This window comes from bacterium (genome assembly GCA_017744355.1).
Taxonomy (GTDB): Bacteria; Cyanobacteriota; Sericytochromatia; order S15B-MN24; family UBA4093; genus JAGIBK01.
On record JAGIBK010000005.1, the window covers coordinates 79,308 to 104,961 of the forward strand.

Here is a 25,654-nt window from a genome sequence, read left to right on the forward strand (position 1 = left end):
TTACCTCTTGACCGCAGAGCCGAGGCCCTGCAAGTAGGCGATGAGGGCGTCCAGCTCGGTCTTGCCCTCGAGCGCGGCGGGGGCCGCGGCGATCTCGGCGTCGGTGTAGGGCTCGCCGAGCATGCGCAGGCCCTTCATCTTGGCCTGGATGCCGTCGGTCTTGAGGGCGGTCTTCTCGAGCCAGGGGTACGAGGGCATCACCGACTCGGGGACCATGCTGCGCGGGTCGCGCATGTGCTGGACGTGCCAGGAGTCGGGGTACTTGCCGCCCAGGCGGGCGAGGTCCGGGCCGGTGCGCTTGGAGCCCCACTGGAAGGGGCGGTCGTAGACCGACTCGCCCGCGAGCGAGTACTGGCCGAAGCGTTCGGTCTCGGTGCGGAAGGGGCGGACCTGCTGGGTGTGGCAGGTGTAGCAGCCTTCCTTCACGTAGAGGTCGCGCCCTTCGAGGGCCAGGGCGGGGAGAGGCTTGACGCCTTCGAGTGCCGGCACCGCGTTCTTGAGGAAGAACAGGGGCAGGATCTCGACCATGCCGCCGATGCTCACGGTGATCGCGACCATGACGCCCAGCTTGAGGGGGCTGTCGTAGAGATTCTTCAGAAAAGCCATCGGTGATCTCCTAACAAATAGCCGCAGGCGCTAGGAGGCCAGGCTCGGCTTGGTGGCCGACTGAGCACGGGCGCGGGGCGAGAGGGTCTTGTAGGTGTTGTAGGCCATCACGAGCATGCCGGCGAGGAACAGGGCGCCGCCGACGGTGCGGATGACGTAGAAGGGGTGCATGGCCGCCACGGTCTCGGCGAAGGTGTAGGTCAGGCTGCCGTCGGCGTTGGTGGCGCGCCACATGAGGCCCTGGCTGATGCCGGACATCCACATGGCCGCGACGTAGAGCAAGAGGCCCACGGTCGACATCCAGAAGTGGGTGTTGATCAGGCGGGTGCTGTACATCTGGGCCTTGCCCCAGAGGCGGGGGATCATGTAGTACATCGAGCCGATCGAGATCATGGCGACCCAGCCGAGGGCGCCCGAGTGGACGTGGCCGACGGTCCAGTCGGTGTAGTGCGAGAGGGCGTTGAGCGAGCGGATCGAGAGCAGCGATCCCTCGGTGGTGGACATGGCGTAGAAGGTGATCGCCGTGAACATGAACTTGATGATGGGATCGGTGCGCAGCATGTCCCAGGCGCCCTTGAGGGTCAGCATGCCGTTGAGCGAGCCCGCCCACGAGGGGCCGAGCAGCATGATCGAGAAGGTCATCCCCAGGGTCTGGGCCCACTCGGGCAGGGCGGTGTAGAGCAGGTGGTGGGGACCGGCCCAGATGTAGATGAAGATCAGGGCCCAGAAGTGCAGGATCGACAGGCGGTAGCTATAGACCGGCCGGCCGGACTGCTTGGGCAGGAAGTAGTACATCAAAGAGAGGAAGCCCGCGGTCAGAATGAAGCCCACCGCGTTGTGGCCGTACCACCACTGGATGAGCGCGTCCTGGACGCCCGCGTAGAGCGAGTAGGACTTGGTGAGGCTGACGGGCAGCGACGAGAGGCCGTTGAAGACGTACAGCATCAAGACGCCCAGCAAGAGCGCCATGGTGAACCAGTTGGCGACGTAGATGTGCTTCTCCTTGCGCTTGGCGAGCGTGCCGAAGAAGTTGATCGTCGCGATGATCCAGGTCACGCCCAGCACGAGCGCGATGGGCCATTCGGGCTCGGCGTACTCCTTGCCGCGGGTGAAGCCCAGGGGCAGGGCGATCGCGTCGGCGACGATGACCAGCTGCCACAGCCAGAAGTGCAGCTTGGAGAGGGTGTCGTTGAACATGCGAACGCGGCAGGTGCGCTGCACGACATAGTACATGGAAGCGAAGAGCACGTTGCCGCCAAAGGCGAAGATGACGGCGTTGGTGTGGACGGGGCGCAGGCGGCCGAACGAGAACCAGGGGGTGTCGAAGTTCAGCGCGGGCCAGGCCAGCTGGCCGGCGATCCAGACGCCCACGAACATCCCGATGATGCCCCAGAAGATCGAGGCCAGGACGAAGTTGCGCACGGTCTGGTCGTCGTAGACCGGTGCCTCCTCCGCATGGCCGGTGGTGTTTGCCAAAGTTTGTTGCATCGTCCCTTCTTCTCCTCCGAGGTGTGCGGGGATCGCGCGTGGGCGATCGCCGCAAAAGACGCTTGATCAGGGAGCTTACCCCTGATGTTCCATCCACATCATAGATAAGTGCGCCGGACGGCAGATCCGTAGTATCTACGGGCCTCGCCCCCTCAAGGGGGTAAGATCAGTAGTTCACCCGGACCCGCCGCGGGGGCTTCGGGCATAGGATCCAGGTGTCGTCTCGCTAAAAGGAGAAGTCATGGCCGGTCTCGAACCCTCCCGTTCCGCGCTCCCCAAGCTCGGAGCGCTCGTCCTCTTGGTGCTCGTCCTGATCGCAGGGGTGCTCTTCTCGCGTCAGATGATCGGGACCCAGCGGGCCTCGCAGGCCCCGGCCGGCGAGTTGCGCCTTGCGATCGCACCGCTTGCCGAGCTCAAGGCCTTCAAGCCCATGCCCTTCGAGGTCACGGTCCGGACGCCGGATGGCTTGCCGCTCGAAGGCGCCGAGGTTCGCTTCGATCTGACCATGCCCGACATGGAGATGCCCCTCAACCGCTTCGACGCCCAGCCGGTGCCGGGCCAGCCCGGCGTGTACCGGGGCGAGGGCAACTTCACCATGGGCGGCCGCTGGCAGATCGAGGCCACCGCGAAGCAGGGGGATCGCACCGGCGCGGCCACCGAGCTGGTCGAGATCTCCACGCGATGATTCCCCTCTGGGCGGCCCTCTCGCTGGGCTTCCTCTTCAGCTTCGCCCACTGCCTGGGCATGTGCGGCGGCATCGTCGCCGCCTACTCCTCGACCCTGCCCGAGGGCGGGCGCGGGAAGTGGACCGTTCACCTCCTTTACAACCTGGGACGGACCGCTTCGTACGCCGTGATCGGCCTGGGAGTCGGGGCCTTGGGCTCTGCGGTCGCCCTCGGCGGGCGCCTCGCGGGGATGCAGGGGGCGCTCAGCGTCGTCTCCGGTGTTCTCATGATCCTCTTGGGGCTGGGGATGCTCGGCTGGCGTCGCCTGAGCCCCGAGGCTCTGCCCTCTTTCGCCGAGGCTCCCTGGTTCAAGGGTCTCTTCCGTCAAGCCATGACTCTCGATCCGCACGCGCGCGCCTTCGGGGTCGGGGTGCTCAACGGCTGGCTGCCTTGCGGCATGGTCTACAGCGGGGCGGCGATCGCTGCCACCACCGGCTCGGCGCTCGGCGGCGGCCTCACCATGGCGAGCTTTGGCCTTGGCACCCTGCCGGCGATGCTCTTGCTCGGCCTCATCGCCTATCGCGTTGGCGTGACGATTCGCCAGCGCCTCCAGCAGGTCGGCGCCCTCGTCCTGATCGGGATCGGGGTCCTTACCGTTTTTAGGGGCCTGGTCTGAAAAATTTTTCCGAGAATTTTTAGAGATTTTTTCGATCGAGCCGTCTCTCCACCCTGGAGGGACGGCTCGAAAGCAAGACGGGGGTTCGCTTTGAGCAATAGGTTAAATAAAGGTTAAATAGTTAAGGTAGGGTTATTGACAGTTAAGGTGGATTAATCTATTCTGAATCTTGTCGATACGTTGCCGGGCCGAAGACGCCCCACCGCGCAAGGAGTCACCCGTGAAGAAGAACCTCGTCGCCTTGATGCTTTCCTCGGTTGCCGCCGCGAGCGCGCTCGTGGGTTGCGGCGTCCCCGGCGCCTCGATGGTCAACGGCGAGACCGGTTCCCTCAAGGGCATGAGCGCCGTCACCGGCACCAAGCGCGCCTTCCTGGTCGGCATCAACGACTACATGATGCAGGGTGCCGACCTGCGCGGTTGCGTCAACGACATCAAGAACGTCCAGGCCAACATGCTGAGCGCCGAGGGCTTCAAGGCGAACGACACGACCGTCCTGCTCGACCAGCAGGCCACCCGCGAGAACATCCTCGCCGGCCTCAAGGCCGCGGTCGCCGCCACCAAGAAGGGTGACTTCCTCTACTTCCACTACTCGGGTCACGGCGCCCAGGTCCGCGACACCAACGGCGACGAGCCGGACGGCATGGATGAGATCCTCTGCCCCACCGACCTGGCTTCGGGCCCCAACGGCTTCAAGAACGCCATCCTCGACGACGAGCTGCAGAGCATCCTCGGTCAGCTGCCCGCCGGCGCCTCGATGCTGTTCGTCTCGGACTCCTGCAACTCGGGCACGGTCGATCGCCTCAACCGCGTCCGCGGCCTGAACCTCGAGAACAACACCCGCAACCTGGACGCCGTCCGCGTCAACACCAAGGCGATGAGCACCTTCGCGGCCCGCGCCAACAGCGGCGCCTACACCCTGATCTCGGGCTGCCAGGACGACCAGACCTCGGCCGACGCCTACATCACCGGCACCTACAACGGCGCGCTGACCTACTACCTCGTCGACTCCTACAAGAAGGGCGGCCAGGCGATGACCTACGCCGACTGGCACAAGGCGACCGTCTCGGCGATCAAGGCCAACCGCTACTCGCAGACCCCCAACCTGCAGGGTGCTGCCAACGCCAAGATCTTCAGCATCGTCAACTAACAACCAGACCTCTCTGGTTCAAGGGAACAGGCAGTCGCATCACGCGACTGCCTGTTCCCTTTTCGGGGCCGCTGCAACAGTGGCGTGCGCTGGATAAGAAGCCCTTGAAGGGTCTTGTATGCTAGACTAAATCATAGCGTTCGGAGGTATAGCTCAACGGTCAGAGCAGGGGACTCATAATCCCTTGGTTCAGGGTTCGAATCCCTGTGCCTCCACTATTCCCCAGAGTCAGTCGTAGTGCTGATTCTGGGTTTTTTTATTTGCTGCTCAAATAATGGTTTTTCTTAGTCGAGGTAACAGGTGGGGTAACAAATCACCAGCCGTTGCCCTCTGGGGGCTTAGCGATTCTTTGAGGGAATGAGGTTTCTGAGCCTGCTCAACCGAAGCTCAAAGTCATTCTCCTAATGTTCGCCTTGCTGAGGGTAGGGCGCTTCTAGGAACCAAGAGGCTGCTTTTCCGTATAGCTCGGCATATGATTGAGAAGGGCAAACCAAGAGCGTTTCGTCCTGTCGTTAATCGTGCTGCTTCCGGTCGGTTGATGAATTGAAACCATCCAAGACTGCATCCAGGAGATATGCAGGAACTCCTTGGACGCTCATTTGAGAGTCTTTTGTCGTAACTATACATGGAGTGCCTGCTATTTCAGGTTTTATTTCCATTAATTTTTTAATCTTTAGCGCGCTGCGTCGCGCAATATCATTATCTTCAGCTAACAGGTCGATCATGATTCGCTTTAGGCTGTATACTGTGCTGTTAATATGAGTTGTTACATCAATTTCATTGGGTTGGTCCTGAATTTCTTTTCTTAGTTTTTTCCAATCGAAAGATTCAAGAAGTTGATCGCGACTTATATGTGCTCGAATGCTGTAAGTTACCGAGTTTGTATTTTCGTCAACTAATTCATAAGTTAAACCAACGGACCCGATGGGAAGACCGCAGTGTTGTGCGTAGTTTCTTAAACCATTCAGAAATCGATACGAAAAATGATTTTCATATTCGCGAGAGCAGGATGCCTTGAATTGTTTAAGCTGTTTCGAGTCGTTACCAAATTCCCGGTTTAGTCGAGTCTCTGTATGGTGTAGGAAGGATCTGATTGATGTTAGTAAGTTGAGCGCTAGTCGATTTGTTTCAATTACAATTCTGTCCATCTTGGAAGCAGACTTCGAACCGTTTTTTACAAAATCTTTTAAGCATTCTTCAAGAAATTTGTTGTACTCATGGTGGTTCATCATTATCATTACGAATAGCTGCGATTGGCTAAGGATCTTTGACAGCGTATTCATCGCTCCCAGAAGCTCAGAGTATTCCTTAAAGTGTAGCTTCTTAATGATTTCGATCTTGTCGCCGTTTAGCAGAGCAAATTGATGTTCCATGGTCCCTCGCTAACCTTCTTCCGTTAGGCCGCCGCTTCGAGCTTCAAGTGGTCTGATGAGTCGATCGATTCGTTTAGCAACGGTTTCGTTGACGACCGTTCCATTGGCAATGTAGCCATGAATACGCTCGCCCGTTAACCATCTTACGATCACATCGCTAGTTGCCTTTGCTTTTCTGGGGTCTGCGGGATTGAAATCCTCCCAGAGAATGAGATAGGACGATTTTTTGCAGCGCTCTTCCTGGCGATGGGGTGGGGCTTGCCCTCGCTTGCTTGCGATTACTACGACGAAACAGATCTGGTTGATTGTTGCGGAATGTAAAGTGTTGCGATAGAGTATCGACACAAACCAAAAAGGACGTCGGTTCCGAGCCCGGCTTCGGCCGAATACCAGGATCGATGCCTGGCGACCTCTCGCCACCAAGGCGAAAGCTTTGAACGGGAGAGTCACCCCCCGTAATAGGGGACAATGGTTTCGGGAGAGCCCAGGGGTGAAAACCTCTGGGCTCTCACCTTGAGGCCCCGGAAAGGATGGTTGTGATGGCGACGCTCAAGAAACGGCTGCCCGAGAATGTCGCGGGCGAATTCTTCGTCGACTCCACCTGCATCGACTGTGGCACCTGTCGCCAGCTCGCGTGCCGCACCTTCGGGGAAAGCGGCGACTTCTCCTACGTCTACGCCCAGCCCCAGTCCGCCGATGAAACCCATGACGCCCTGCGCGCCCTCTTGTGCTGCCCGACGGGCTCCATCGGCACGGTCCATCCCAACCAGGCCCGCGAGGTGATGGCGGACTTTCCGCTGCCGCTCGATGATGGGGTCTACTACAACGGCTTCAACTCGCCCAAGTCCTTCGGCGGCAACAGCTACTTCATCCAGCACCCGCAAGGCAACTGGCTCATCGACTCCCCCAAGTACCTGTCCCACCTCGTCCAGCGCTTCGAGGCCATGGGCGGTATCCGCTATATTTTCCTGACCCACCGAGACGACGTCGCCGATGCCGACCGTTACGCCGAAACCTTCAAGGCCCAGCGCATCATCTACGATGCCGATCGATCGGCCGTACCGGCGGCGGAGACCATCCTCAACGGGGATGAGCCCGTGGAGCTGGCCAAGGGCTTTGTCGTCATCCCGACCCCAGGCCACACCCGAGGGCATGCCGCCCTGCTGTACGAGAACCGCTACCTGTTCAGCGGCGATCACTTGTGGGGCTATCCGGATGATCGGAGCCTCGGAGCCTCGCAAAGCGTGTGCTGGTACTCATGGCCCGAGCAGGTCCGATCCATGGAGCGGCTTCTCGGCTACTCGTTCGAGTGGGTGCTGCCTGGCCACGGGGACCGGATCCACCTGCCGCCCGACGTGATGCATGCGGCCCTCGAAACGCTCGTGAGGCGCATGCGCCAGTCGCTCGTCGCGGGAACGGCAGCGAGGTGAAGGATCGCATCCATCTGTCTCTTCGAAAGCGGAGGCCGGTCGTCCAGACGACCGGCCTCCGGGTTGTTTAGCGCTGGGGGTGTGTCAGCGGGGAACCTTGGTGAGCTGGGCGCACAGCGTGCCGCACAGAGCCTCGATCTCGGCTTCCGTGTTGTAGTAGTGGACCGAGGCTCGCAGGATGGCCTCCAGCTGACGGGCTTCCATGTCGAGCCGGGTCGAGCTCATCGACGAGGTGCTCAAGTTGAGGCCCTGGGCCGAGAGCGCGTCGCGCAGCGCCAGGGGCTCGTGCCCGCGGACGGTGAAGGAGACGATCCCGCAGCGCCGGAGGCCTTGGTCATGCACCGTGACCCCGGGCAGGGCCGAGAGGGCGCCTCGTAGCCGTTCGGCCAGGTAAACGATGCGCTCCTCGATGTTTTCGAGCCCCCAGTCGAGGGCATAGCGCACGGCCGCCCCCAGGCCGAGCCGGCCCGCGAGGCTGGACTCCCAGCTCTCGAAGCGGCGGGCGTCTTGGCGAATTTCGTAGCGGTCGGGATGCGTCCAGGTCGCGGCGTGAAGGTCGAGCATGGCGGGCTCCAGCCGGTCCAGCACCCGGCGCGAGACGTAGAGGAAGCCCGTGCCGCGCGGGCCGCGCAGGTACTTGCGCCCGGTCGCCGAGAGGAAGTCGCACCCGATGGCCTCCACGTCGATGGGCAGTTGCCCCACCGACTGGCATGCATCGAGCAGGTAGAGCACGCCGGCTTCCTTCGCGATCGCCCCGACTTCCTCGGCGGGGTTCACGAGCCCCCCGTTGGTCGGCACGTGGGTGAGCGCGATGAGCTTGACCCGCTCGTCCATGGCAGCGCGCAAGGCGCTCAGGGAGATCTGGCCGTGCTCGTCGTTCGGGACGACCGTGATCTCGACGCCCGCCTTCTTTGCCAGCTGGAGGAAGGCGATGAAGTTGCTCGCGTACTCGGCGGCCGAGGTCAGGATGCGATCGCCCGCCTTGAAGGGAATCGAGTAGAAGGCCATGTCCCAGGCGCGGGTCGAGTTCTCGAAGAGGGCGATCTCGTCTCGCTGCGCGCCGATGAGGCGGGCAATGTCGTCGTAGACCTGCTCATGGGCCTCGTCCTGCTGCCGTGCCGCCTCGTAGCCCCCGATCCGGGCTTCGAGCTCCAGGTGCGCCATGACCGCATCCAGCACCGGCTGGGGCATCAGGGCGGCGCCCGCGTTGTTGAAGTGGGTGACGTGGGCGCAGCCGGGGGTTTCGGCACGGGCGCGGGAAAGGTCGATGGACAAGACGGCGTCTCCTTTGCGGGTGGGGCGCTATCGATTATAGGGACTTGATCCGAGGGTGGCCATGCGACATCCCGACGTCGGCATTGCCGATAAGATTCAATACGCGCTAAGCTAACATGTTGCCCTACTTCAAGAAGTCCGGAGAACGCCATGAGTTCGACGCTCGACTCCCCACCTGCCGGTACCGACGGCGGCTTCAAGCCCTACATCTCTCCTCATGAGCATCCGCCCGAGCTCACCTTCCGGGCGCTGGCGCTCGGAGCGGTGCTTGGTATCGTCTTCGCCGCCTCGTCGGTCTACCTGGCCCTCAAGGTCGGCATGACCGTCAGCGCGAGCATCCCCATCGCAGTCCTCGCCATCACCATCTTCCGCCTCTTCGGCCGCGCCACGATCCTCGAGAACAACATCGTGCAGACCACCGGCTCGGCCGGCGAGTCGATCGCAGCCGGCGTGGCCTTCACCATGCCGGCCCTGTTGCTCCTGGGTCAGGACCTCGAGCTCGTTCGCGTTCTCATGGTCGCCCTCTTGGGCGGTCTTCTCGGCGTGCTCATGATGATCCCCCTGCGCCAGGGTCTCATCGTCCACGAGCACGGCAAGCTGACCTACCCCGAGGGCACCGCCTGCGCCGACGTCCTCATCGTCGGCGAGGAGCGCGGCACCAATGCCCGCGTGGTCTTCCTGGGCTTCTTCGTCGGCGCCTTCTACAAGATCCTCAACGCCGGCACCCACCTCTGGAAGGAGGCCCCCGGCTGGCTGGTGCCCGGCTTCAAGGGCGGCTCGGTCGCTGCCGAGGTCTCTCCCGAGCTCCTGGGCGTCGGTTACATCATCGGCCCGCGCACCGCGGCGACCATGCTCGCGGGCGGTGTGCTGAGCTTCCTCGTCATGATCCCCGCCATCAAGATCTTCGGCGCGGGCCTGACGGTCCCCATGTTCCCCGCGACCAAGCTCATCGCCGACATGAGCCCCGCCGAGATCCGCAACGCCTACATCCTCTACATCGGCGCGGGGGCGGTCGCGACCGGCGGTATCATCAGCCTGGTGCGCTCCTTCCCCACCATCGTGAACGCCTTCAAGCGGGGCATGGGCTCCTTCTTCGAAACGCGCAAGGAACAGACGGCGCATCCCCAGCCCATCCTTCGCACCGAGCGCGACCTGCCCATGACGGTGGTCGTCTTCGGGTCGATCGCCCTCCTGCTTGCCATCTGCGTGGCGCCCGTCCTGCAGATCCACCCGGTCTCGGCGGTCCTGATCGTCCTGTTCAGCTTCTTCTTCGTGACGGTCAGCAGCCGCATCACCGGTGAGATTGGTTCCTCGTCCAACCCCATCTCGGGCATGACCGTGGCGACCCTGCTCATCACCTGCCTGCTCTTCCTCGCGGTGGGCTGGACGGGGATCAGCTACCAGGCCATGGCCCTCTCGACGGCGGCCATCGTCTGCATCGCAGCCTCCAACGGTGGCACGACCAGCCAGGACCTCAAGACGGGCTTCCTGGTTGGCGGTACCCCGCGCGCCCAGCAGATCGCCATCAGCGTCGGCGTCATCACCAGCGCCATTTTCATCGGCTGGACCCTGCTCTTCCTCAACAACGCCTACACCACGATCGTGCCCCGCTCGTACCCCGCCTTCACGGCGGCGGTCGCTGCCGACCACAAGCTCCAGAAGGGCCCGGACGGCAAGGAGTACCACGTTCACTTCCAGCCCGAGGCGGTGGGGGACGTGCCGGTGGGCAAGTATCTGGTCGATGACGCGGGCAAGATCGCCTACCTGGTCGATCCCGGCATCGGTGGGGTGGTCTCCGAGGTGGACGGCAAGCCCGTCACCAAGCTGGACGCCCCCAAGGCGCGCCTCTTCAGCATGATCGTCGACGGCATCCTGAGCCAGAAGCTGCCCTGGGGCCTGGTGCTGATCGGTGTCTTCCTCGCGCTCATGATGGAGCTGTGCGGCGTGGCGGCCCTGCCCTTCGCGGTCGGCGCCTACCTGCCCATCGCGACCTCGGTGCCCATCATGGCGGGTGGTCTCATCCGTTACCTGGTGGACCGCCGTCGCAAGGCGACCGAGACCAAGGAGTCCGAAGAGTTCGCGCCCGGCGTGCTCTTGTCCTCGGGCCTCATCGCGGGCGGCTCGATCGCGGGCGTCCTGGTCGCAGGCCTCGCGGGCGCCGGTATCGACCGCTTCATCGACCTGACGGGCGTTGCGGGCCCGCTGGCCGAGAGCGACCTGTTCGCCCTGTTGCCTTTCGCGGTCCTGGTGGCCGTGCTGTGGCGGATAGGCCGCAAGCGCCCCGAGACCACCTAGTTCGACCTCCGGTCGTCTTGAGCCCCGCGCCTATCAGGTGCGGGGCTTCTTGCTGGCGCTCGGGTTGCCTCACGAGAACAGGCGGGTATGAAAGCTTGGTAGGACGCTACTACCAGGCTTTCATATTCGCCAAGATCCCGGAGGCACGATGATCGAACCCTTGCCCGCACCCGCTACCTCGCACCAGGAGCCGCGCCTGGTCTTCGGGGTCATGGGGGCTGCAAGCGGCGAGATGAGTCCCGAGGCCCTGGATCTCGCTTATCGCCTGGGGGGTGCGATCGCCCGCGCCGGCTGCGCCATCCTCACCGGGGCCTGTCCCGGCCTGCCCCACCGGGCCGTGCTCGGGGCAAAGGCCGAAGGCGGCCTGACCACGGGCATCTCGCCGGCTGCGAGCCGCGCCGAGCACACTCAGCGCTACGGGTCGCCCCTCGACCACCTGGACTTCGTCGTCTACACCGGCGCGGGCCCGATGGGCCGCGAGGTGCCCAACATCCTCTCCAGCGACGTGGTGGTGCTGGTGGGCGGCCGCTCGGGAACCCTCGGCGAGTTCGCGATCGCCTACGAAGAAGGCAAGCTCATCGGGGTCCTGGAGGGCACCGGCGGCATCACCCCGGGCATCGCCGGGCTGGTCGAGCTGTGCAACAAGCCGACCGGGGCCGAGGTCCTCTACGACCAGGACCCCGAGGCGCTGGTCTCGCGCCTGCTTTCGCGCCTGGCATCTGCTCCCCGCACCGAACGCCGCAACACCGAGGCCCTCGGCTCCGCGTGATCCGTTCGCGCCTGAGACGAAAGGCAGACGAACGGGCCGCCTGATGCCAGGCGGCCCGTTCGCTTCGTTGGTTAGCGGCTTGCGCTGGCGAGCAGCGGCATCTCGCTCCGGCCGATGCGGCGCTCGGCGGGCGTGCCCTGTGCGGGGCCTGCGCCCGTCTCGGCCTGGAAGCCGGCGACGATCCCCTTGAGCTGATCGGACATGCCGGAGAGCTCCTGGGCCTGGATGGCCATCTGCTTGACCTGGGCGGCCATCTCGGCGGCGCTCGCGCTCACCTCCTCGGCCGAGGCGCTCTGGGTCTCGGCGCCGGCGGCGATCGTCTGCATCGCCTCGGTCACCTGGCCCGCCTGGGCGGACATCTGCTCGGTGGCCGCGGTGTTCGCCTCGACGACGGCCTTGATGCTCGCCATGGCCGTCACCACCCCGTGGGCGCCCGTGTTCATCTCGCGGGCGGCCGAGGCGATCGCCCCCACCTGAGCGGCGGTACGCTCGACTGCCGAGAGGATCTCGGCCAGGGCCTTGGCGGCCTGGTCGGCGCGTTCGGTGCCCTGCTCGACCCGGGCGGTACCCTGGGACATGGCGTTCACGGCCTCCTGGGTGCCCGACTGCACCTGGCGGATCAAGTCGGCGATCGCCTTGGTTTCGCGCTGGCTGCGCTCGGCGAGCTTGCGGACCTCGTCGGCGACGACCGCGAAGCCGCGGCCGTGCTCGCCGGCTCTTGCCGCCTCGATTGCCGCGTTGAGCGCGAGGAGATTCGTCTGCTCGGCGATGTCGTCGATGGTCTCGACCACCGCCCCGATGGTGTCGCTCAGCTGGCCGAGCTCGGTGATCTTGCGGGCGGCTTGCGCGACCACCTGCTGGATCTCGCCCATTCCCGTCTGGGTCGCGCGGACCGCCTGGGCGCCGCGCTCACTGGCCTGCTTAGCGAGGGCGCTGGTCTCGGCGACCTCCTGGGCGCTCTGGGAGACCTGCTCCACGTTCTGGGCCATCTGCTGGGCGGTGGCGGCGGTCTCCTGCACCTCGCGGGCCTGGGAGATGGCGCCCTCGGCGATGCTCGCGACGGCGGCGGCCAGCTCGCGGGCCGAGATGTTGCTCGACTGGGCCGAGTGGTTGGTCGAGACCGCGCTCGAGGCCACGTGCTGGATCGCGAGCGATACCTGCTGGACGGCCAGATCCGACTGCTCGGTCGCCGAGGCCATGTTCTCGCTGGAGGCGCTCAGCTTCTCAGCGTTCTCGCCCACCTGGGCGGCGAGCTCGGTGAGGCGCGCGATCATGGCTTGTTGCTGCGCCTGCATGGCGAGGTTGCTCTTGAACTGGTGGTTGAGGGCGCCGGCCAGCTTGCGCAGCTCCTCGGTGCCCACTTCGGTGAGCGAGGTGGCGCCGCCTTCGAGGGCGCGGATGTAGCCGACGATGGGCAGCCCCACCTGGCTGCGGAAGATCCAGAGGACCGCCCCCATGCCGATGGGGATCAGGACCGAGAGCAGACCGAGGATGCCGAGCGCGCGCTGGGTCAGGGCGCGGGCTTCCTCGCTGCTCTTGGCGGCGCGCGCGTTCATCATGCGCTGGAACTCGGTGATGGGTCCTTCGATGCGGGCCTTCTCGGTCTCGTAGGCGGCGTCGTAGAGGATCTCGCGGGCCTTGACGAGCTTGGCGCCGTGGCCGAGCGCGTGGTCGGCTCCCGCGAGCGGGCGGCTCGCGATCGCCGAGGGCATGTTCCCCTCGTTCGCACCGGTCGCCTCGAGCATGAGGCGCATGGCGCGGATCTCGGTGGCGATCAGGGTGTCGGAGTTCCGCTTGGCCTGCTCCAGCAGGTCGAACTCCGCCTGCGGGATGCCGAGCTCCTTGAGGCGCGCGAGGGTCTTCTCGCCCGTCTTGGTCTCTTCGACCTCGCGCCAGTAGGCGCGCAGGTGGGTGGGATCCGCCGTCACCGCGTACTTGCGGACCTCGTCGGTGAGCAGGGCCGAGGCGTTATGGATGTCGAAGCCGAGCTGCTTGAGCTCGGCCTGCTCACTGACGGCCGTGCGCTCGGCGTTCACCGCCGTCCCGACGAAGTACACGCTGCCCGCCAGGAGCAGCGCCATGATGGCGAAGGCGATACCAGCGACGAGGTTGATGGTCGATTGTCTGATGGACATAAGCGGCGCTCCTCGATCATAGAAGTGGGCGTAGCCCGTTCTACTCGAAGGAGCGCGCGCAGGGCGAGGGACTAAAGTCCCGATGCGTGGCTTGTTAACGCCTTGGCGGTGTGAGGTGTGGTTTTGAGGGCCGCGCGCGCGGCCACGGCGAGCCAGACTTCGCTCGCGCCCGCCTGTCGCAGGGCGCTGGCGGCCCCCCATGCGGTCGCCCCCGAGGTCATGATGTCATCGACCAAGAGGATGCGCCGCCCCTTGATCCGGCTGGGCTCGCCCTTGAAGGCCCCCTGGGCCGCCGCCCAGCGCTCCGAGCGCCCGCGTAGGTAGAAGGGGCGCCCGTTCGTCGGCCGTCTGAGGGCCTGGGGGGCGTAGTCGAGCTCGAGCCGCCGGGCCAGCTGCCAGCCGAGAAGCTCGGCCTGGTTGTAGCCGCGCTGGCGCTGACGATCCTGGTGCAGGGGAATGGGGACTACCAGCCAGCCGGGATCGGTGAGCATGCGAATCCGGTCGGCCAGCTGGGAGCCCAGGTACAGCCCCAGATCGACGCGGTTCTGGTACTTGAGCAGGCGGATGAGCTTGCGCAGGCTCCCCGCGTAGGTGCCGATCGCAAAGACCCCCTCGACCCCGCCCGGGTTCTGCCGGCACAGGGCGCAGTCGCCCTGCGCATTGAGCACGCCCTGGCAGCGGCGGCAGCGAGAGGGAGGCAACGGCTCGAGATAGGCCAGGCAGTTGGGGCAGAGCGGCTCGTGTCCCGCTCGGTTGCACCCGAGGCAGGGTGTGCCGAGTAGCCGATCGAGCAGGGTCTGGGCGAGGACCTGAGGCCAGGCGGGCGGCAATAGCGGACGATCCATGCGGTACCTCCGATCTGGGTCGCGACGAGCGGGACGATCGCAGAGGGGCAGGCGTGGTCTGAGTTATTTGATTTTATAATGATAAATAATATTTGTGTCAATATCGCCGAAGGCGCCGCCAGAGCCAGCTCGCGAGCAAGGCCGTAGCAGCCCCCAGGGAGTCGATCCCCACGTCGGTGAGGGCGGGGCCGCGGCCAGGCACGAAGGCCTGGTGCCACTCGTCGGTGGCGGCGTAGGCGGTGGCGGCCGCCCAGGCGAGCATGAGGCGATAGCGGCCCGGCGGCAGTGCCCAGGCCCAGAGCAGCGCGAGGATGGCGTACTCGGTGAAGTGGCTGGCCTTGCGGAACAGGTGGCCGACGAGCGCGAGGCGCTCGGGCGTGGCGTCGAGGCCCAGGAGGCCGAACACGGTCCGTACCATGGCGCCCGAGTGGTCACCCGAGGCGGTGTCGGCGGAGGCCATGAAGATGACCGCCATCCAGCCTACGACCAGGAGCCAGCGGAGCGCGCGAGCACCCTTGAAGGGAAGCGGGATGGGGGGATCGAAGCGTTCGGGCATCAGGGGGCGCCACTCGTTTTCGTTCCGTTTGGCAAGCACGGCATGGGGGCATGAGGAAGCTTGGCAAGCCTTCTTCTAAAAGCTTACGGAAAGGGAGAAGACGCCGCAAGGTGCCGGGCGTCGAAACCTTTGCTAAGCTCATGAGGGGGCTGCAGGGACAGCGCCCGCACTCGTTCGAACGACCACTGGGGGTATCAATGGCGCGTATTTGTCTGGTCGGGCTCGGCCTCATCGGGGGCTCCCTCTACACCGCCCTTGCGGGTCACCACGACCTCATCGGGGTCGACCTGGACCCGGCGGTGCTCAAGCTCGCCAAGGAGCGCGGCATGGAGGCCACCAAGGACCTCAAGGTCGGCGTCGAGGGCGCGGACCTCGTCATCGTGGCCGTGCCCCTGGGCAAGATCCCCCTGGTCTTCAAGCAGCTTGCGCCCCTGATCAAGCCCGGCACCCTCGTCACCGACGTGGGCAGCGTCAAGGGCACGATCGTCCGCGCCGCAGCACCCCTCTTCTCCGAAGGGACCTTCGTCGGCGGCCACCCCATGGCGGGCACCGAGCAGCGCGGGCTTTCCAACGCGGATCCCAAGCTCTTCGAGGGCCGCACCTACGTCCTGACCCCCACTTCCGACGCCGAGCGCAAGGCGGGCGAGCGCGTTCAGGAGCTGCTGGCTCCCCTCAACGCTCGCTTCGTCGAGATGGAGCCGGCCGCCCACGACCTGGCGGTGGCCTATACCAGCCACATGCCCTTCCTGATGGCCACCTCGGTGGCGCGCATCGCCCAGGGGGCCACCAAGGACGTGCCCGACCTGCCCCTGGTCGCCGCCGCCGGCTTCCGCGACACCACCCGCCTGGCCATGAGCAACCCGACCCTCGGGGCCGACATCTGCATGGCCAACCGCGAGGCCCTGCTCCATGCGATCGCGGCCATGCGCTACCAGCTCTCCCAGTTCGAGATCATGCTCCAGAACGAGATCACCGTCGGCCTTGAGGGCCTCTTCGCCGGGGTCGGCAAGTGGCGCGAGGACCTCAAGCTTTGAGCCCCGCCCACCCCCTCGATCGCCTGAGCGTCGCGCCCGGCGGTGCTCTGCGCGGCACCGTGCGCATCCCGGGGGACAAGTCCCTCTCGCACCGGGCCGTCATGCTCGCCTCCCTGGCCAGCGGCTCGTCGCGCATCACCCACTTCTTGCCCGGCGAGGACTGCCTGGGGACGATCCGCTGCTTCCGCGCCATGGGGGTGCCCATCGAGGGCGCAGGCTCCGAGTGGATCGTCCACGGCCAGGGGCTGCACGGCCTCAAGGAGCCCGGCGAGATCCTCGACGTGGGCAACTCGGGCACGACCGTGCGCCTGATGCTCGGCCTTTTGGCCGGTATCGACGGTTTCGCGACGGTGACGGGCGACGCCTCGATCCGCAAGCGGCCCATGGGCCGGATCGTCGCGCCCCTGCGCCAGATGGGGGCCTCGATCGACGGACGCGAGGACGGAACGCTCGCGCCCCTTGCGGTGCGCGGGCGCAAGCTTTCGGCCATCCACTATCAAAGCCCGGTCGCAAGCGCCCAGATCAAGAGCGCGGTCCTGCTCGCGGGCTTGCGCGCCGAGGGCACGACCTCGGTCACCGAGCCGCTGCTCAGCCGCGACCACACCGAGCTGATGCTCGCGGCCATGGGCGCACGGATCCGGCGCGACGGCCTCACGGTCTCGGTCGAAGGCGGCCACGAGCTCTCGCCTTGCGACGTGGAGGTGCCCGGCGACATCTCGAGCGCGGCCTTCTGGCTGGTGGCGGCCTCGATCGCCCCGGGCTCGGATCTCTTGCTCGAGAACGTGGGCATCAACCCCACCCGTACCGGCGTCCTCGACGTGCTCGAACGGATGGGGGCCGACATCACCCGGCTCAACGCGCGCGAGATCGCTGGTGAGCAGGTGGCGGACCTGCGGGTGCGTGCTGCCAAGCTCACGGGGACGAGCATCCAGGGCGAGGTCATCCCGCGCCTGGTGGACGAGATCCCGATCCTCGCTTTGGCTGCCGCCTGCGCCACGGGCACCACCCTCGTGCGCGACGCCCAGGAGCTGCGGGTCAAGGAGTCCGATCGCCTCAGCGCGATCGCGACCGAACTCGGCAAGCTCGGCGCCAAGATCCAGGAGCTGCCCGACGGCCTGATCATCGAAGGCGGCACCCGCTGGCACGGCGAGCGCTGCGAGAGTCGGGGCGACCACCGGATCGCCATGATGCTGGGGCTTGCGGCGCTCGTGACCCCTCAACCAGTGGAGATCGAAGGGGTGCGCTGCACCGAGACCAGCTATCCCGGTTTCTGGGAGACGCTTACAGGCCTCCGAGCCTGAGCTATTCGCCCCCTGCGCGTCCTTGCATCTTCTGGTCGGCGATGATAGGATCGCTGTCGGCGGAGCCCATGCGTCCATGTGGCGCGGACTTCGACCAAAAATTAAAATCCGAAAGAGAGTGCATCAAACCATGAGGGAACTGGAAACCCACGCGCAAGAAGAAGAAATGATGGAGATCGACTACGAAAGCACGTTCGTCGACTTCCAGCAGGGCGACATCGTCAAGGGACGTGTCGTGCGCGTTTCGCCCGACGAGATCCTCGTCGACGTGGGCGGCAAGTCGGAAGGCGTCATTCCTATCAAGGAGCTTTCCGCGATTCCGGTCGGCAACGTCCGCGAGTTCATCAAGGAAGGCGAGGAGCTCGAGCTCTACGTCCTGCGCGAAGAGGATGAGGATGGTCAGCTGACCCTCTCCAAGCGTCGCGTCGACCAGGCCCGCGGCTGGGTCCAGGCCCTCGAGGACTACAACCAGGAGCGCGTCATCCAGGCCAAGGTCACCGGCGTGGTCAAGGGCGGCGTGATCGTGGATGCCTACAAGCTCCGCGGCTTCGTTCCCGCCAGCCAGCTCCGCACCAAGGGTTCCCACGAGGAGCTCGTCGGTACCGAGCTGCCCCTCAAGATCATCGAAGTCGATCAGCGCCGCAACAAGCTCATCCTGTCGCACCGCCAGGCGGTCGCGGCCGAGAAGGGCAAGCTCCGCGCCGAGGTCCTCGCGACCCTCGAAGTCGGCCAGATCATCACCGGCAAGGTCGTTCGCATCGCCGACTTCGGCGCGTTCATCGACCTCGGCGGCATCGATGGCCTCCTGCCCATCTCCGAGATCTCGTGGCAGCGCATCCAGCACCCCTCGAACGTCCTCAACATCGGCGACGAGCTGACCCTCAAGGTCCTCAAGGTCGACCGCGAGGCCCACAAGATCTCGCTGTCGCTCAAGCAGCTGCAGGAAGATCCCTGGACGACCCTTTCGGATCGCTTCCAGGAAGGCATGACCATCCCCGGTCGCGTCACCAAGCTCGCCAGCTTCGGCGCTTTCGTCGAGATCGAGCCCGGCGTCGAGGCCCTTCTGCCCACCGCCGAGATGAGCGCCCAGCAGGTCAAGCCTGAGGACGTCGTCGAAGTCGGTCAGGAGATCACCGCCCTGATCAAGCGCTTCCGTCCGGAAGAGAAGCGCATCTCGCTCTCGCTGCGCGACAAGGATCGCCCGGCGGGTGATGAGGGCGATGAATAACAAGGGAGGCATCATCACCGCGATCGCGCCCCAGAGCCTGGCCGAAGAGGCTGGGCTCCGGGTGGGGGATATCCTCACAGCGATCAACGGCGAGACCCTCACCGATCTCATCGATTACCGCTACCAAGTGGCGGAAGAAGTGGTGGAGCTGTCCTTCGTTCGCGAAGGGCAGCTTCTCACTTGCGAGATCGAGAAGGATATCGACGAGGATCTGGGCCTGGAGTTCCAGGACGCGGTGTTCGACCAGATCCGGGTCTGCGCCAATAACTGCACCTTCTGCTTCATCCACCAGCAGCCCGAGGGGATGCGCGAGTCGCTCTACATCATGGACGACGACTACCGCCTCTCCTTCCTGCAGGGCAACTTCGTGACCCTCACGAACCTGCCCGAGCGCGAGTGGAAGCGGATCGAGGCCTTCAGGCTCTCGCCCCTCTACGTGTCGGTCCACTCGACCAACCCGGAGCTGAGGGCCGAGATCCTGCGGCAGCGCCGTGGGCGCCTGGTGCTGGACCACCTGGATCGGCTCAAGGCCACCGGGATCCAGTTCCACGCCCAGATCGTCCTGATGCCGGGGGTCAACGACGGGCCCGAGCTCGATCGCTCCATCCGCGAGCTGACCGAGCGCTACATGCCCGAGCTGCTCAGCATCAACGTGGTGCCGGTCGCGCTCAACCGCTTCCGGGAGATGCTGAACCTCACCAAGCTCGAAGCCCCCACCCCGGCCTGGTGCCGGGAGGTGATCGAGCAGGTCAAGCCCTGGCAGAAGAAGCTCAAGAAGGAGTGGGAAGACCCGATCGTCCAGCTCTCCGACGAGTTCTACGTGCTCGGCGAGGTGCCGGTGCCCAAGCCCGCGACCTACGGCGACTTCACCAACGTCCAGGACGGGGTTGGCGGCGCGGCTTTGCTGGGTTGGGAGTGGAAGAAGCTCGCCAAGAAGCTGCCCGAGCGTCTCGATTCGCCTCGTCAGGTGCAGATCATCACCGGCAAGGCGGCGGTCCACATCGTCAAGCCGCTGGTGGACGATCTGGCGAAGGTCGAGGGCCTCGACGCCGAGCTGGTGGATACCTCCAGCCGGTTCTGGGGCGAGCTCATCACCGTCACGGGCCTGCTCACCGGTCAGGACCTGATCGACGAGCCCCGGCTCAAGGCCGGTGAGGGCGAGATCTGGCTGCCGGATATCACCCTCAAGGCCGGCACCGAGGTCTTCCTCGACGACCTCACGATCAAGGACGTGGAAGAAGCGCTCGGTCGGACGGTCCGGATCATGCCGACCACGGCCCAGGGCCTGTTCGACCTGGTCGCCGGCACGGCGCGCGCCTCGCGCGACGACACCCGGGCCCGGTTCGGCAACTACGAGCCCAGCTTCGAGCTACAGCTCGCCAAGCGCCGCCGGAGCGCCCAGGCGTAGCCGAGAGGAGCCCCCCGCAAGGGGGGCTTTGCTCATGGGGGGCAGCAGCGCGGGTCGTCGCACGGCAGCCGGAGCAAGAAGCGGTTGCCCTTGCCTTGGGGGTGGTCGAGGCTGAGCCGGCCGCCGTGCAGCTCGGCGAGCATCTTGACGATGCTCAGCCCGAGGCCGAGCCGCCCGCCCAGGCCGAGCCGATTGAAGGGCTCCCACAGCCGGGCCTCGTCCTCGGGGGCGATCCCCGCCCCCGTGTCCCAGACCTCGATCTGCACCCCGCCCGGTGTCGTGTGGGCGTTGAGCCCCAGGTGCCCGCCCGCGGGGCTCGCCTTGCAGGCGTTGTCCAAAAGGGCGATCAGCATCTGGGAGAGGCGCCGCGAGTCGCCCGAGAGCGGCGGCAAATCGGAGGCGATCGCCACGTCGAGCCTCAGGTCCTTGAGCTGGGCCTCGCGCTCCACGAAGGCCGTGGCGTTCGCGATCACCTCGTTCAGGCTGACCTCGGTCTTGTAGAGCGGCAGGCTGCCGGTGACCAGGGCGCTGTAGTCCAGGATGTCGTTGAGGTGCGCGGTCAGGCGCTGGCCGCCGTCGATGATGCCCGCCACCAGCTCCTTGGCTTCGCAGCGCTCCTCGATGAGCTCGGCGTAGCCCAGGATCAAGGAGAGGGGCGTCTTCATCTCGTGGGAGATGGTCGAGAGGAACTGGTCCTTGAGGCGGGTCAGCTCCTGGGCCTGGTGCAGCTCGGCCAGCCGGCGCGCAAGCTCCATCTCGGCCGCTTCGACCTCGCTGAGGTCCCGCCCCTCGGGCAAGAGCCACAGCACCCGCCCGGTCTCGTCCTGGATGGGCTTGAGCGAGAAGTCCACGTCGATCACACCCCGCCGGGCCGTGCGGTTGCGGACCTTGCGCCGCACCACCCGCCCCTGGGCGGCCTCGCCGATGGCCTCCTTGAGAGCCGCCTGCACCTCGGGCGAGAAGTCCCACCACGGCGTCTCCCAGAAGTAGCGGCCGATGAGCGCGTCCGGCCGCGAGACCCCCGCGGCCCGCAGGGCGGTCTGGTTGACGGCCAGGACCCGCCCGTCGGTGGTGAGCAGGCCCATGAACTGGAAGGTCTGGTCGAAGACCGCCCGGAACTTGCGCTCGCTCTCGTGCAGGGCCTCCTGAGCGTGGCGCTCCTCCGAGATGTCCTCGATCTGGGAGACGAAGTGAAGGGGCGCGCCTTGGCAGTCGCGAACCAGCGAGACGCTCAGCCGCACGATGACCTGGTGGCCGTGCTTGTGGAAGTATCGCTTCTCGAGCTGGTAGCTCTCGCGCGTGCCGTTGAGCATCTCGTGGAGGTAGGCCAGGTCCGCCGCCAGCTCGTCGGGGTGGGTCAGGTCCTGGAAGCCTCGCGCGAGCAGCTCGGCCTCGTCGTACCCCACGATCCGCTCCCAGGCGCGGTTGGCCCTGAGAAAGCGCCCGTCGAGCCCGACCAGCGCCATGCCGATGGCGGCGCTGTCGAAGATCGCCCAGGCGCGGCGTTCGCTCTCCGTCTGGTAGGCGAGGGCATGGCGTGCGGCTTCGAGTTCGCGCTCCAGATGGGAGCGGACGGCGTCTTCCATGGGGCCTCCGGGTGCTCGGGCGTGCGCGAAGGGTCTGTCCATCATAGCGTACAAGAATGATATCTAATCAATTAATGAAGAAATCTTCATTTCAGGCTCACGGTAACTGCTCGAGCTTGAAGTCGTCGAAGTTGACCTCGTTGCCGATGGCGCGCAGGGCCACCATGGCTTTGCGCGACGGGTCGATGAAGTCGAGGGTCGCCTCTGCCTTGGGCACGCCGTCGTAGAGCAGCTGGAAGTTGCGCCGGGGCACGTCCACGATCGCCCCGATCCGACGGGTGTCGTAGGGGCGGGTGGAAAGGGCCTCGCTCCAGATCTTGGTCCAGCCCGCCGAGGAGTCGGGGGTTCCCCCGTCGCAGACCCAGAGCTGCAGCTCGCGCGGGGTGGTGACGACCTCCACGTAGTGGTTGGCATCCAGGTAGTAGGGCTGGATCGCCTGGTCGCCGGTGGGAGGCAGGTTGTAGGGGCTGCGGACGGGTTGCTGCGTCACCTCCATCCGATAGCGGGAGGGCATCTGGCCGTCCTCTCCCCCCGCGAACGCCCCGCGGTAGCGGACGAAGGTGACCGGGGGCCGCTCCTGGACCTTGGTCTGGCGGAGCACCCGGCTCTTGAGGGTCGGGGTGTCCACGTCGGCCACCTCCCAGGTGCCGACGTAGAGCCACGAGGGCAGGCGCTCGCCCTTTGCGAGCATCTCGGCCCCCACGTCGACGAAGGGGAGGTCCCTCCCGATGGCCCCCAGAGACGCGTTCGAGAAGTCGAGCGTCACGAGGCGGACGGGGGTGGGGGTCGGAGCGGGGGTCGGCTGGGGACCGCCGCCGCCGCCCGGTGGGGCGGCCGCGGGGGCGGCACAACCGATCATGCAGCCGATGAGGCAGGTGAGGGTCGGGGCGGGCCACCACCGGAATGGGATCATGCTTGCCTCCATGGGATCGAGGGCGCGCTGCTCAGCCTAGCGGGGGCTCGCCCATGGGGATAGGGCACGGGCGGCAGTTCCACTTGTGCAATTGGAGAGGGGGGCGGCTCAGGCCGCCCCCCTCATGACGCGCGCTTCCTAGAGCGGAGGCTCTCGCGAAGGTTGCTCGCTCAGCTCCTCGGGGAGCCGGGTGACGGTGATCCGGCTGGGGATCCCGCCCTTGTAGAGGGTGGTCATGCCCTCGGCGATCTGACGGTTGGGGACGAGCACCGACCCCTCGTCGGTCGCAAGCCGGGTCATGGTGGGGCCGATGGCCTCGATTCGCCCGGCGATCACCGTGCCGTCCTCGTCCTTGAGGCTGAGGCTCTCGCCCACCTTGCACAGCTGCAGGACCGAGGCGCTGGTGACGAGATCCGCCGCCTGGTGCCGCAGGCCCAGCCCGAAGGCGAGGGCGCCGGCGAGGGCGACCGCGCCGATCAGGGCGGTGAAGAGGGTCTGGATCAGGGCCGGGGCGATGTTGAGCTGGGTGAGGGCCGCCATGACCGCGAAGACCAGCACCGCGTAGTAGGCCACCTGGCCCAGCACCCGGGAGCCCGTAACGGGGGCGCTGCGGACCAGGTTGTGGACGAAGGCGGCGAGCACCGCCCCGAAGCCCAGGATCAGCACCGCAGCGATGACGTTGGGGATGTAGCCGATCACCGAGTTGAGCGCTGCGGTCACCTGCGGCAGGCCCAGGGCGTCCGAGGCCACCAGGATGGCGACCAAGAAGACCAGCCACTTGACCAGGTTGCCGACCAGGTTGCTCGGCTCGATCCGCATGCCGGAGCGGGCGATCGCCTCGTCCACGTGGGCACGGGCCATCCACCGGTCGAAGTGGATCGCGTCGAGGCCGCGGTCGGTCAGCTTGCCCAGGACGCTCGCGATCCACCAGCCCACCAAGAGAACGACGATCGCCCCGATGAGGTGAGGGATCCATCCCAGGAGGTTGGAGAGCGCCGCGCCGGTGGCGGCCCATGCGGCCGCGCCCCAGCCCGTGATTTGTTCAGGCATATCATCCTCTCCTTACTAAGAGGGTCGCCGCCTTAGAGGCCGCGCTCGGGCTCGGGCGGCTCCGGCGGAGTCATGCGATCCGCCGTGCGCTGCTGAGGGAGCTCGTGGGGCAGCTCCTCCTCGAGCCGAGAGGCGATCTCGTCGGCGCGCTCCTGCGAGCTCTTGACGAGCTCGGTGACGCGCATGCGCCCCTCGCGCCACTGCCGCTGGGTGAGATCCTGCAGGTCGTTGGCGCTATCCAGGATCCTGCGGCGGGTCTCTCGCCCGGAGCGCGGGGCGAGCAGGATCGCCGCCCCCGCCCCGACCAGCGCCCCAACCAGGGTTGCCGACCACCGGTTCATCGGGTCCTCCTTCGATGGATCAAGCAGGGCCTAGCCCGCTCGCTAGTATCCCCTGCGCTGGCCGAGCTGGCCCGAGATCAGGGCGTACAGCCAGACCACCACGGCCGCCCCGATGATCGAGGGGATGATGGCCAACCCCCCGATTTCGGGACCCACCGGCAAGCGCAACAGCCCGAACAGGTAGCCGCCGACTGCCGAGCCCACCAGCCCCGCGATGATCGCTCCCACCCAGCCGCCGGGGATCGTGCCCGGGGCGATGGCGTCGCCGATGAAGCCCGCGATGGCCGCGACCAACAACATCACCAGAAAACCTAACACCTGGCACCTCCTTTGGAAGGCCCGTCGCCTGCAGCGGTGCGGGAGCGTCCCATGTCAAGGGGAGTATGAAGATTTGTGAAGACTAGCAGGGGGAGCCGCGATCTGCAACGGGCGAGCACCAGGCGGCGCGGGGCGCTCCTTAGGACGCTCCCCGCAGGATCCGCTCGTAGACCGAAAGGTACCCCTCGACCATCGCCTCGGCGCTGAACCTCGCCTCGACCCAGCCTCGGCAGCTCGTCGCCGGGATGTGCGCGGCGCGCGAGACCCCCTCGACCAGCCCCTCGAAGTCGTCGGCGATCCAGCCGCTGACCATGGGTTCGACCACCTCGGGGACCGAGCCGTAGCGGGTGGCGACCACCGGGGTGCCGCAGGCCATGGCTTCAATCATCACCAGCCCGAAGGGCTCGGCCCACTGGATCGGGAAGACCAGGCACCGGGCGCGCGAAAGCAGGTCCCACTTGGCCGCGCCGTGGACCTCGCCCACGAAGCGGATCTTCGGGTCCGAGAGGTGGGGGGCCACCTGGGCCTCGAAGTATTCCCGATCGACCGGATCCACCTTGCCTGCGAGCACCAGGGGCAGGTCGAGCCGCTGCGCGAGGGCGATGGCGGTGTGGGTTCCCTTGGCCTCGCACAGCCGGCCCAGGAAGAGCAGGAAGTCCTCTTTGCGCGCGCGCGGCCGCTGGGCGCTCAGGTCGATGCCGTTGTAGACGGTCCCCACGTAGTTGAGGGCATCGAGCCGGCTGGCTTGGGCCTTGGAGATGCTGACGTAGCGGTGCTTGGCGTGCGCGAGGTAGGTGGTGCGCCGCTCGGGGGTGAAGTCGTTGTGGATCGTGGTGACGACCGGGACGCTCACCGAGGCGGCGCGCAGCACCCCCTGGGTCTTGGTGTGGTCGTGGATCAGGTCGAGATCCGAGGCCTGGGCGAGGCTCCACTCGGCGTGCCGGGCTTCGAGCGGGAGGTACTTCTCCTTGGTGTCGTAGCCGAGCGGGGTGAGGGCCCTGGGGTGCAGGGCGCGCAGCTCGGCCGTGGTCCGGGAGTCGCCCGAGGCGAAGAGCACGACCCGGTGCCCCCGCGCAACCAGGCCGTCGGCGAGCATGGCCACGACCAGCTCGGTCCCCCCGTAGCCCTCGGGGGGGATGCTCAGGGCAACCGGAGCCAGCAGGCCGATGCGCACGGTCCCTCCTTTTTGATCGACTCGCCCGGAGCATAGGGTCG

General features: G+C 66.0%; 23 protein-coding genes and 1 tRNA gene. 11 read left to right on the forward strand and 13 right to left on the reverse strand.

The annotated features are described in order from the left end of the window. Both ccoO and ccoN read right to left on the reverse strand, forming a co-directional pair. Window positions 1-606, reverse strand: coding sequence for a cytochrome-c oxidase, cbb3-type subunit II (ccoO, locus tag J7643_13370; protein MBO9541573.1), 606 nt, complete (start codon window positions 604-606; stop codon window positions 1-3). Window positions 607-636: 30 nt separating this feature from the next. Next, a complete protein-coding gene (gene ccoN / locus J7643_13375; GenBank protein MBO9541574.1) occupies window positions 637-2,094 on the reverse strand; it encodes a cytochrome-c oxidase, cbb3-type subunit I in 1,458 nt (485 codons plus the stop codon). A 241-nt stretch (window positions 2,095-2,335) separates the two neighbouring features. Here ccoN and J7643_13380 point away from each other — a divergent pair, with 241 nt between their 5' ends. From J7643_13380 to J7643_13395, 4 genes are all read left to right on the forward strand, one after another. Continuing rightward, on the forward strand, window positions 2,336-2,779 hold the full coding sequence (locus J7643_13380) for a FixH family protein (GenBank protein MBO9541575.1): 444 nt from the start codon (window positions 2,336-2,338) through the stop codon (window positions 2,777-2,779). Then, complete coding sequence (locus J7643_13385) at window positions 2,776-3,435, forward strand: sulfite exporter TauE/SafE family protein (protein ID MBO9541576.1); 660 nt, start codon at window positions 2,776-2,778, stop codon at window positions 3,433-3,435. The genes J7643_13380 and J7643_13385 overlap by 4 nt, the downstream gene beginning before the upstream one ends. A gap of 220 nt (window positions 3,436-3,655) precedes the next feature. After that, the gene (locus J7643_13390) at window positions 3,656-4,582 is read left to right on the forward strand and encodes a caspase family protein (protein ID MBO9541577.1); all 927 of its coding nucleotides are present in this window, start codon (window positions 3,656-3,658) and stop codon (window positions 4,580-4,582) included. 142 nt (window positions 4,583-4,724) lie between these two features. Further along, a tRNA-Ile gene (locus tag J7643_13395) sits at window positions 4,725-4,797 on the forward strand. A 297-nt stretch (window positions 4,798-5,094) separates the two neighbouring features. On the opposite strand, the gene J7643_13400 is transcribed toward J7643_13395, so the two are convergent. Beyond that, window positions 5,095-5,955 carry a hypothetical protein gene (locus J7643_13400; GenBank protein ID MBO9541578.1) on the reverse strand — a complete coding sequence of 287 codons (861 nt, stop codon included), beginning with the start codon at window positions 5,953-5,955 and terminating at the stop codon, window positions 5,095-5,097. A 539-nt stretch (window positions 5,956-6,494) separates the two neighbouring features. Here J7643_13400 and J7643_13405 point away from each other — a divergent pair. Next, the gene (locus tag J7643_13405) at window positions 6,495-7,385 is read left to right on the forward strand and encodes an MBL fold metallo-hydrolase (GenBank protein ID MBO9541579.1); all 891 of its coding nucleotides are present in this window, start codon (window positions 6,495-6,497) and stop codon (window positions 7,383-7,385) included. Between the two features lie 84 nt (window positions 7,386-7,469). On the opposite strand, the gene J7643_13410 is transcribed toward J7643_13405, so the two are convergent. Further along, the gene (locus tag J7643_13410) at window positions 7,470-8,660 is read right to left on the reverse strand and encodes an aminotransferase class V-fold PLP-dependent enzyme (GenBank protein MBO9541580.1); all 1,191 of its coding nucleotides are present in this window, start codon (window positions 8,658-8,660) and stop codon (window positions 7,470-7,472) included. Between the two features lie 150 nt (window positions 8,661-8,810). On the opposite strand from J7643_13410, the gene J7643_13415 reads away from it, so the two are divergent. Together J7643_13415 and J7643_13420 are read left to right on the forward strand one after the other, a co-directional pair. Beyond that, the gene (locus J7643_13415; protein MBO9541581.1) at window positions 8,811-10,955 is read left to right on the forward strand and encodes an oligopeptide transporter, OPT family; all 2,145 of its coding nucleotides are present in this window, start codon (window positions 8,811-8,813) and stop codon (window positions 10,953-10,955) included. A 148-nt stretch (window positions 10,956-11,103) separates the two neighbouring features. Further along, window positions 11,104-11,724: a hypothetical protein gene (locus J7643_13420; protein MBO9541582.1), complete on the forward strand. Its 621-nt coding sequence runs from the start codon at window positions 11,104-11,106 to the stop codon at window positions 11,722-11,724. Between the two features lie 71 nt (window positions 11,725-11,795). On the opposite strand, the gene J7643_13425 is transcribed toward J7643_13420, so the two are convergent. The 3 genes from J7643_13425 to J7643_13435 all read right to left on the reverse strand — a co-directional run bounded on the left by J7643_13425 (window position 11,796) and on the right by J7643_13435 (window position 15,260). Next, complete coding sequence (locus J7643_13425) at window positions 11,796-13,859, reverse strand: methyl-accepting chemotaxis protein (protein MBO9541583.1); 2,064 nt, start codon at window positions 13,857-13,859, stop codon at window positions 11,796-11,798. A gap of 71 nt (window positions 13,860-13,930) precedes the next feature. Beyond that, complete coding sequence (locus J7643_13430; GenBank protein MBO9541584.1) at window positions 13,931-14,704, reverse strand: ComF family protein; 774 nt, start codon at window positions 14,702-14,704, stop codon at window positions 13,931-13,933. Window positions 14,705-14,801: 97 nt separating this feature from the next. Next, on the reverse strand, window positions 14,802-15,260 hold the full coding sequence (locus tag J7643_13435) for a VanZ family protein (GenBank protein MBO9541585.1): 459 nt from the start codon (window positions 15,258-15,260) through the stop codon (window positions 14,802-14,804). Between the two features lie 197 nt (window positions 15,261-15,457). On the opposite strand from J7643_13435, the gene J7643_13440 reads away from it, so the two are divergent. The 4 genes from J7643_13440 (at window position 15,458) to J7643_13455 (ending at window position 20,231) form a co-directional block, all read left to right on the forward strand. Beyond that, on the forward strand, window positions 15,458-16,294 hold the full coding sequence (locus tag J7643_13440; GenBank protein ID MBO9541586.1) for a prephenate dehydrogenase/arogenate dehydrogenase family protein: 837 nt from the start codon (window positions 15,458-15,460) through the stop codon (window positions 16,292-16,294). 23 nt (window positions 16,295-16,317) lie between these two features. Further along, entirely contained in the window at window positions 16,318-17,595 is a 1,278-nt protein-coding gene (gene aroA, locus J7643_13445) for a 3-phosphoshikimate 1-carboxyvinyltransferase (GenBank protein ID MBO9541587.1), read from the forward strand. A 130-nt stretch (window positions 17,596-17,725) separates the two neighbouring features. Next, window positions 17,726-18,823, forward strand: coding sequence for a 30S ribosomal protein S1 (gene rpsA, locus J7643_13450; GenBank protein ID MBO9541588.1), 1,098 nt, complete (start codon window positions 17,726-17,728; stop codon window positions 18,821-18,823). Further along, on the forward strand, window positions 18,816-20,231 hold the full coding sequence (locus tag J7643_13455) for a DUF512 domain-containing protein (protein ID MBO9541589.1): 1,416 nt from the start codon (window positions 18,816-18,818) through the stop codon (window positions 20,229-20,231). The genes rpsA and J7643_13455 overlap by 8 nt, the downstream gene beginning before the upstream one ends. A 32-nt stretch (window positions 20,232-20,263) precedes the next feature. Here J7643_13455 and J7643_13460 read toward each other — a convergent pair whose 3' ends face one another. From J7643_13460 to J7643_13485, 6 genes are all read right to left on the reverse strand, one after another. Next, window positions 20,264-21,817: a PAS domain S-box protein gene (locus tag J7643_13460; protein ID MBO9541590.1), complete on the reverse strand. Its 1,554-nt coding sequence runs from the start codon at window positions 21,815-21,817 to the stop codon at window positions 20,264-20,266. Window positions 21,818-21,914: 97 nt separating this feature from the next. Continuing rightward, entirely contained in the window at window positions 21,915-22,730 is an 816-nt protein-coding gene (locus tag J7643_13465) for a hypothetical protein (protein MBO9541591.1), read from the reverse strand. Window positions 22,731-22,868: 138 nt separating this feature from the next. After that, a complete protein-coding gene (locus tag J7643_13470) occupies window positions 22,869-23,780 on the reverse strand; it encodes a mechanosensitive ion channel (GenBank protein ID MBO9541592.1) in 912 nt (303 codons plus the stop codon). Window positions 23,781-23,812: 32 nt separating this feature from the next. Beyond that, window positions 23,813-24,121 carry a YtxH domain-containing protein gene (locus tag J7643_13475; protein MBO9541593.1) on the reverse strand — a complete coding sequence of 103 codons (309 nt, stop codon included), beginning with the start codon at window positions 24,119-24,121 and terminating at the stop codon, window positions 23,813-23,815. Between the two features lie 42 nt (window positions 24,122-24,163). Further along, window positions 24,164-24,439, reverse strand: a complete 276-nt coding sequence (locus J7643_13480; protein MBO9541594.1) for a GlsB/YeaQ/YmgE family stress response membrane protein — start codon at window positions 24,437-24,439, stop codon at window positions 24,164-24,166. Window positions 24,440-24,578: 139 nt separating this feature from the next. After that, window positions 24,579-25,613, reverse strand: a complete 1,035-nt coding sequence (locus tag J7643_13485; protein ID MBO9541595.1) for a glycosyltransferase family 4 protein — start codon at window positions 25,611-25,613, stop codon at window positions 24,579-24,581. Window positions 25,614-25,654 lie beyond the last annotated feature (41 nt).